4 protein-coding genes are annotated in these 5,098 nt (G+C 68.1%); 1 reads left to right on the forward strand and 3 read right to left on the reverse strand.

The annotated features are described in order from the left end of the window. Positions 1-125 precede the first annotated feature (125 nt). Genes VHC63_17125 through VHC63_17135 form a run of 3 tightly spaced genes read right to left on the reverse strand, consistent with a single transcriptional unit; the run spans position 126 to position 3,847 of the window. Entirely contained in the window at positions 126-1,205 is a 1,080-nt protein-coding gene (locus VHC63_17125) for a hypothetical protein (protein HVV38334.1), read from the reverse strand. Position 1,206: 1 nt separating this feature from the next. Further along, complete coding sequence (locus tag VHC63_17130; GenBank protein HVV38335.1) at positions 1,207-2,772, reverse strand: AMP-binding protein; 1,566 nt, start codon at positions 2,770-2,772, stop codon at positions 1,207-1,209. After that, a complete protein-coding gene (locus tag VHC63_17135) occupies positions 2,756-3,847 on the reverse strand; it encodes a phosphotransferase family protein (GenBank protein ID HVV38336.1) in 1,092 nt (363 codons plus the stop codon). Before VHC63_17135 ends, VHC63_17130 begins: the two co-directional genes overlap by 17 nt. 88 nt (positions 3,848-3,935) lie before the next feature. Between VHC63_17135 and moeB the strand changes: the two genes are divergently transcribed. Beyond that, positions 3,936-5,098 (forward strand): molybdopterin-synthase adenylyltransferase MoeB (gene moeB / locus VHC63_17140; GenBank protein ID HVV38337.1); only part of this gene is annotated, 1,163 nt, incomplete at its 3' end.

The raw sequence follows: 5,098 nt of genomic DNA on the forward strand, positions 1-5,098 counted from the left end.
CGCGAACTGGAACTCGGCTGGCCCGTCTTCGCCACCAACGACGCCAAGGAAGGCCCCACCGCCTTCGCCGAGAAGCGCACCCCGAACTTCACCGGGACCTAACGCGAACACAAGTTTGGACGGGGTTACGGCGCGACGGAGTCCCAGTCGGTGAAGCCGGACGGGGCGTGGGCGCCGAAGGTGCCGTGCTCGAAGATGCCCCAGCCCTCCTGCCCGTCGAGCGTGCCGCGGGCGACGTGGTCGATCACGCCGAAGGGGATGCGGCCCGCCACCAGCGGATCGGTCAGGTCGTAGGTCACCGACTCGACCCAGTCGCGGCCCTTCCACAAACCGTGGTTCCAGTCCGGGTCGCCGCCGTAGCCACAGCCGACGTTGAGCGGCACCGACGTGAACGTCTCGATCTCCAGCGTCGCGTTCCGCAGGCCGATCGTCGCGCCCGTCGGGTGACGCGTACCTGGTGTGTAGCGGATGGCGAACTCCGGCCAGCCGAGTTGCTCACTGCGCCCGTCGCCCCACACCCGCACCGCCTCGTTCAAGATGCGGTGCCCGTCGGCGGACTCCTGCGCGATCACCATCAGCGCGAAGTCGTCGAAGCGCAGCGGCGTCCACACCCACCAGAACCCCGCGATCGGGTCTTCCGCCGCGGTGCGCCCCGGCGGTTCGGCCTCGCCGACGGGACGGATGCCCCACGACCGATCGCGCGTACCCGTCCAGTTGCCGAGCTCGAACTCCTCGGTGCCGACGCGCAACTCGCCGTCGACCGCGCCGACCTGGCAGAACCGCGACGCGTCCAAGAGGATCTTCGGTCCCATCCGGTGGACGTGGTGGGGCTCGTCCATGGCGGCGAACGCCGCTGAGAACGTGAGCTCGAACGCCAGGTCGGTGTGGGCGCAGCTCAGGTGCAGCGAGCGCAGCGGGTCGTCGACCTCGATCGAGAACGGTCCGACCGACTGCACGAGCCGGTTGTCCGGCAACGCATCCGACGCCCGCACGCACACCTGCGTGTCGCCGCGGCGCACGACGGCGAACGCGTCGATCACGCCGAGGTTCGGGTACACGCCCATCCCGGTGATGAGCAGCACGTCGCCGCTGCGGTCGTGGGCTTGGTAGATGCAGCGGTCGTAGAAGTTGCGATCGCTGGTGCCGACGTAGGAAAGCGAGAGCGGTAGTTGGTGGACGGGGTACTCGTCGAGCGGGGACGCCACGTCAGTTGACCTGGCGCGCGCTGTCACCCCAGTACTGCGCCCGCAGCGCCTTCTTGTCCGGCTTGCCCAGCGCGCTGACCGGAATGGCGTCGACGAAGTCGACCGACTTCGGCGCCGCCGCCGAGCCCTTCTTCTCCTTCACCAGCGCCATCAACTCTTCGGGTTCGACGGACTGATCGGGCCGCAGCACCACGACGGCCTTGACCGCCTCGCCCCACCGCTCGTCGGGCACGCCGATGACGGCCACTGCGCCCACGGCGGGATGCGCCGAGATGACGTCTTCGACTTCGCGGGGGAACACGTTGAAGCCGCCCGACACGATCATGTCCTTCTTGCGGTCGACGATTGTGAGGAAGCCGTCCTTGTCCTGGCGCGCCACGTCGCCGGTGTGCAGCCAGCCGCCGTCGAAGGCCGCGGCAGTCTCCTCGGGCTTGTTCCAGTAGCCGTTCATGACGAGCGGGCCCTGCACGCAGATCTCGCCGGGCTCTCCTTGCGGGACCTCGTTGCCCTCGTCGTCGAGCAGGGCGACGTGCACCCACGGCACCGGCCGTCCGCACGTGGCGAGGCGCTCGAGGTTGTTCACGTCGTGCTCGCCCTTGCGCAGCACGCTGATCGTCATGGGGCACTCGGACTGGCCGAAGAACTGGAAGAAGATCGGGCCCAGCTTCTCGATCGCTTCTTTGAGCCGCGTCGGCGACGCGGCGGCGGCGCCGTAGTACACGGTCTGGAGCGACGACAGATCGGCCGTCGCGAAACCCGGATGGTCCATCAGCATGTAGAGCATCGTGGGGACGAGCATCGTCGCGGTGATCTTGTACTTCTCGATCAGCTCGAACAGCTTGGCGGGATCGAAGCCGGCGCTGACGACGATCGAGCCACCGCGCAGCAGCGTCGGGATGATGAAGGCCGCCCCGGCGTGCGACAGCGGCGTCATGATCAGGAAGCGCAGTTCCTCGGGCCACTCCCACTCGGCCATCTGGATCTGGGTCATCGTCGCCGCCGAGCGGTACGACGACATCACGCCCTTCGGCTTTCCCGTCGTGCCACCGGTGTAGATGAGCCCCGACGTGTCGGTCATCTCGACCGGCGCGGCCACCAGCTTCTGCGGCGTGTACTGCGCCGCCAGTGCGAGGTAGTTCTCACCGATGGCGTCGTCGCCGAAGGCGAGGAGGTGCTTGAGGCCGGGCACGCGGTCGCGCAGTTCGGCGGCGCGGGTGCCGAACACCGTCGGGTCGTAGACGAGCGTCTCGATGCCCGCGTCCTCCAGCACGTAGGCGTGGTCGTCGAGCGAGCCGAGTGGATGCAGCGGCGTGGTGCGGCACCCGCTCACCATCGTCGCGCCCATGTTGAAGATGACCTCGGGGCGGTTGGCGGACAGCACCGATACCGGCGACCCCTTGCCGATGCCGAGGCCGGCGAGCGCCTGCGCGTACTTGCTGATCTCGTCGCGCATCTGCGCGCCGGTCAGGACCTCGTCGCCGATGTGCACGGCGGGCTTGTCGAGGTTGGCGTCGAGCGCGGCGATCAGCAGATTGGCCAGCGATACGCCCCTATGTAGATCCGTCACGAAGTGCCTCCAGGGTTGAGCGGTGCATGATCAAGTCGTCGATATCGGCGGGCGCTTCCGCTTCACCGAAGTGGATAGCGCGGCGCTGCACGCGGGCCATCACGATGCCCTGCCGCAGCGCCGAGTACATCTCGTAGAAGTCCATGTCGCACGGTGCGTAACCGCTGAGGCGCTCGTAGGTGGCGCACACGCGGTCGCGCTGCAGGAAGTGCGGCATGCCCGGCATGCCGTAGCCCGTCGCGATGTCCTCGAAGAAGCGGTGCAGGAAGAGGAACCAGGCGAGGTCGATCTCGGGCGGGCCGAAGCCGGCCATCTCCCAGTCGAGGACGGCGGCGGGTTCGAAGTCGCGGTAGAGCATGTTGCCGATGCGGGCGTCGCCCCACGACAACACCGTCGGGCCCTCCTCGGCCGGCCAGTGCTTGTCGAGCCAGTCGAAGCAGTCTTCGATCAGCGGCGACGGCGGGCCGCCGGCGATCGTCCACTGGTAGTAGTCCCACGTAGCGTCGACGTGGGCCCGCAGCGCGGAGCCCGCCGGCCAGGGCATGAAGCCGAAGTGGCGGCGGGCGTCGATGGCGTGCAGCGACGCGAGCACCGCCACCGACGCGTCCTCCAAGTGCTGCTGTTGTTCGGCGGTGGCGTCGAAGAGCCAGCTGTCGCCGAAGTTGTACGGGAGCACGTCGGGCGGCACCACGCCCTCGACGCGCCCCATCACGATGAACGGCGTGCCGACGGGCGACGGGTCGCGCTCGGACCACAACACCGGCGGGACCGGCGCGGCGCCGAGCTCGCCCACGACCCGCATGACGTGGAACTGGCGGTCGAGGTCGTAGGTGGGGAAGACGGGCAGGTTCTCCGGGTCAGGGGCGAGCCGGGCGACGAGCGAGTGCGACTCGCCGGCCCACTCGGCATCGAAGAGCACCGTCTCGCTCGACATGCCGTTGCTCTCCGGCCGCGCCAGCTCGGTGATGCGCGGCGCCGCCACCTTGGTGGCCAGCCAGCGCTCGAGGCGCGGCTGGAGATCGTCGAGGTCGCGGGTGGCGACCTGCGGCGGCGTGCTGTTCGGCTGTTCGGGCACCGGCCGTATTCTGACGCACCGTCAGATATCGGTGCCAAGGAAGTGGAAGCTGGGGAATGTTGACCAAACAGGTAGGGTTTACGGTTCTATGGCGACAGCACGAGACCTTTTGGCCGCCGCGAAGGCAAAGATCAAAGAAGTTGACGGGGCTACCGCAGAGGAGCGGTTGAAGCACGGCGCGCTCTATCTCGACGTGCGCGAACCCGACGAATACGAGCAGGGCGCCATCGAGGGCTCACTGCACATTCCCGGTGGCCGCGTCATCACCAACATCGAGGGCCAGGTGCCCGACCGCGACACCGAGATCATCATCGGGTGCGCCTCGGGCGTGCGGTCGGTCTTCGCCGCCGTCACCCTCGGCGAGCTCGGCTACACGAACGTGGTCTCGCTCAAGGGCGGCTTCAACAAGTGGAAGGACGAGGGCCGCGACTGGCGCGTCCCGCAGGCCCTGTCAGGCGAGCAGCGCAACCGGTACCAACGCCACCTGCTGCTGCCCGAAGTCGGCGAGGCCGGCCAGCTCAAGCTCCTCGACAAGAAGGTGTTGCTGCTCGGCGCCGGCGGCCTCGGTTCGCCCGCGGCGCTGTACCTCGGCGCCGCCGGTGTCGGCACGCTCGGCGTCATCGACATGGATGTGGTCGACGCGTCGAACCTCCAGCGCCAGATCCTGCACAACATGGACCGCCTCGGCGACCGCAAGGTCGACTCCGCCAAGAAGACGCTCCAGTTGCTCAACCCCGACGTCAACGTCGTCACCTACGACACCCGTCTCGGCGCCGACAACGTTCTCGACATCATCGACGGCTACGACGTGATCGTCGACGGCACCGACAACTTCCCGACGCGCTACCTCGTCAACGACGCCTCGCTGCTGAAGAAGATCCCCGTCGTCTACGGCGCCATCTTCCGCTTCGAGGGGCAGGTGTCGGTCTTCAAGCCCTACGAGGGTCCGTGCTACCGCTGCATGCTGCCCGAGCCGCCGCCCGCCGACCAGGCGCCTTCGTGTGCGGAGGCCGGCGTCCTGGGTGTGCTGCCCGGCATCATCGGTTCGCTCCAGGCGATGGAGGCGATCAAGCTGCTGCTCGGTCTCGGAGATCCGCTCGTCGGCCGCCTCATGGCCTACGACGCGCTCGAAGAGTCGTTCCGCAACTTCAAGATCCGCCGCGACCCCGACTGCCCGGCGTGCGGCGACAACGCTGGTCCGATCGTCATCGCCGAATACGACGAGTACTGCATGCCCCACCCAAAGCAGGC

Source organism: Acidimicrobiales bacterium (assembly GCA_035546775.1).
Classification (GTDB): domain Bacteria; phylum Actinomycetota; class Acidimicrobiia; order Acidimicrobiales; family JACCXE01; genus JACCXE01.